Source organism: Microbacterium sp. K41 (assembly GCF_004794395.1).
GTDB lineage: Bacteria > Actinomycetota > Actinomycetes > Actinomycetales > Microbacteriaceae > Microbacterium > Microbacterium sufflavum.
In genome coordinates, this window is sequence record NZ_SSDO01000063.1 from 1 (window position 1) to 2988 (window position 2988).

Consider the following 2988-nt stretch of genomic DNA (forward strand, 5'->3'; position numbering starts at 1 on the left):
AGGTTCCTGCTCGCTCGCCGGCGGCGCGACCTGCGTGGAGTCGTCCTCCGGAGCCGGGGCCGGGGCCGGAGCCGGAGCCGGGGCGGGTGCGGGAGCCACGGCCTGACCCGACGGGGTGTCTTCCCGCACGAGGTGTGCGTCGAAGCTCACATTGGGGGTCGCGTGGTAGTTGGCCAGCACCTGCACCGCGATGGTGTTCTCGCCCTCGTGGAGAAGGTTCACCGGGATCGAGAACGACACCGGGTTCGAGCGGGCGGAGGTGGTCGACGGCGCGGCGGTGGCGTAGCTCTTCGCCGTGATGTCGCCCGTCGGCGCGTTCTTGCGCCCGACCTCGGTGCCGTTGATCCACACCACGATGCCGTCGTCGGCCCAGGTGTTGAGCCACGACCACTCGGGGAGGTCCGAGGTGAGCGTGAAGCTCTTGGTGAAGAAGGTCGACAGCGGGCGGTCGGTCGACGACGGGATCTTCGTCGCGACGCGTCCGACCCGCGAACCGGCGCCGAACGGAGCCTTCGCGGTGTCCCACGACGACGAGCCGGTCTGCCAGTCCGACGAGGGCGCCGTGGTCGACCGGTAGTACGACCACTCCGACCCCCTCTCGATCACGGAGGCGATGGCATTCGACGCCGCGTCTGCGGCGGAGGCCGAGGAGGGTGCCGCGATGGCACCGGAGCCGATCACCGCGACGGCGGCGAGAGAGGCGAGCAGGGTAGAGCGGACAGGGTGAATCGAATTACGTAGTGATCTCATCATTTCGAAGGGTCAGGAAGACCGCCCGGATCTCTCGGGACGTCACCGGGTTCTTCTGGTTCGGATGCGGGCCGAGCTTTCCCCCTCGATGCATCCTGCGAACAGATAGCGGTGTCCACCCTATGCGACAGAATGTAACGCGTTACCCATATTCCAGAGCGATACGATCCCGACGGCCGCGGGAGAGCCGACGAACGGCCCTCCCGCGGCACACCCTCACACCAGCAGATTCGCGGTGTCGACCACGCGGTCGCCCGCGTCGGGGAAGGCCGTGCGAGTCACCCCGGCCTCGACGTTCCCGGTGTGCAGCAGCGTCGACTCGGCACCGAACGCGTCGGCCCCCAGCTCGAGGCTGCCGCCCTCGAACCGGTTCCCGACCGCGCGGTAGTGCGTCGCGCCCGAGGTGAGGGAGACGTGGTTCGTGCCGCCGTCGCCGCGGAAGGTGCTGTCGCTCAGGGTCACGTGCAGCTCGCCCGCGCCCGTCCGCCCGATCCCCGTGCCGCCCTTCGCCGCGACGTCCGCACCCGCGAACTCCAGCGTCTGCCGCTCGCCCCTGGCCGCCGCGATCCGCACGTTGCGCAGGGTCGCGCCCTCGAACCGCAGCCGCTCGGACGACGACGCGAGGGGCGCGGAGTCCTCCGCGGCGGTGAGGGTCGAGCCGCGGAACGTCACGGCGCCCGCCCCGCCGATCTTCACGCCGCCGACGTTCGTGAGCACGGTGTCGACGAAGGTGACCGGGGTCGTGACCGTCGCGTTGGTGAGGTCGCCCGGAGCGACGAACGTGATGTGCGAGTCGGCGATCACGGTCGGGCGGGCGGAGTTGTCCGACGCCTGCGTGATGATCAGGGTGTCCGACGCGGTGCACCCGCGCAGCTGCGCGCCGTCGGCGTTGATCCACAGCATGCCGGAGCCCGACAGCGACGGCTTGCCGATCACCTGCACGTCCTCCAGCGTGAGGTCGGTGATGCGCACGCGCGCCACGAACCACGAGCACACGTGCTTGCGCACCGTGATGCGCTTGGCGGCCGAGCCCCACGCAGCACCCGAGTTCGCGAACGTCATCAGGCCGGAGTTGCCCGTGTAGGTCAGGTCGTGCTCGTACTGCCCGTGCGTCACGAACGGGCCCTGGTCGTCGCCGTCGCCGTGGCAGTTCTCCACCAGGCAGTAGGCGCTCGCCGTGAAGTCGTTGAGGTGCCGCGCGTTCGCGGTGTGGCAGTTGGCGACGTACCCGTACAGGCAGTAGATCTGCTGCGTCAGGTAGCCCGCGCCACCCCACGTGACGGAGGTCGGGTTCTTCAGCGTGCAGCTCTCGGTGCTGAAGTACGTGTTCCAGCGACGCTGGATGAGCGGCCAGAACGTGGCGGTGCCGTCGATGTGGTCGACGTCGCAGCGCACCGCGTACTCGAACGCCAGCGGGTGCGAGCCGGTGTACTCGTCGGTCCCTCCGCCCAGGAACTTCAGGTTCGACACCGTGATGTCCTGCACGGGCTTCACGTGCCGCCACGTCATGGTGCGGTCCTTGCCGAGCGGCCAGCCGTTCTTGTAGTTCACGCGGATATGCGTGCCGTCCACGATCTGGGTCACCTGCACGAGCCGCTGCAATTCGCGCTCCCAGCGACCCGAGAGCGCGTTCACCTCGGCCGCGTACCACTCGCCGACCGCGAAGAACGAGGAGTCGGCGACCGGGAAGACGTCGGCGAGGTCGGGCACGTTCTCGCCGAGCCGCGCCTCCTGCACCGCCTCGGTCACCTCGCCGCGGAAGAACATAACCGCGGCGAACGGGTCGTCCTTGCCGGCGTTCTCGATGCCCTGCGTGGTCATGAGGTGGTGGTGGAAGTCGAACGCCAGGTTGGAACGGGTGAACCGGTGCCGGCGCACGAAGTTGAGGTCGGAGTACGCCTCGATGCGGCGGACGCTCGCGTCGCCCACCAGCGCGTCCAGCGCGTCGTCGGCCGGGACGGAGGCGTCCATGATCCCGAACACCCGGAAGTCCACCGTGCCCTGGTGCACCAGCACCCAGACGCCGCCCTTGGGCCCCGCGAGCACCGTGCCGCCGTTGGCGGCAGGGCCGTCCTTCTTCACGAAGCGGTACAGGCCGGCGCCGCCGTCGCCCGGAGCCGCATAGCCGCTCGTGCGCACCAGGTCGCCGTCCTTGCCCTTGCGAGCCGCGAGCGCCGCAGCCGTGCCGGCGTTCGCCACGGTCTTCGAGCCCGACGAGTCCTGCGGCGCCACGGGGCC

The 2988-nt window shown here is 69.8% G+C and carries 1 protein-coding gene and 1 pseudogene; both read right to left on the reverse strand.

What is annotated here, in order from left to right:
* Positions 1-606, reverse strand: a pseudogene (locus DW309_RS01075) (beta galactosidase jelly roll domain-containing protein); the annotation flags it as partial.
* A gap of 360 nt (positions 607-966) precedes the next feature.
* A partial coding sequence (locus DW309_RS01080; protein WP_342590357.1) for a peptidase C14 occupies positions 967-2988 on the reverse strand: 2022 nt, incomplete at its 5' end.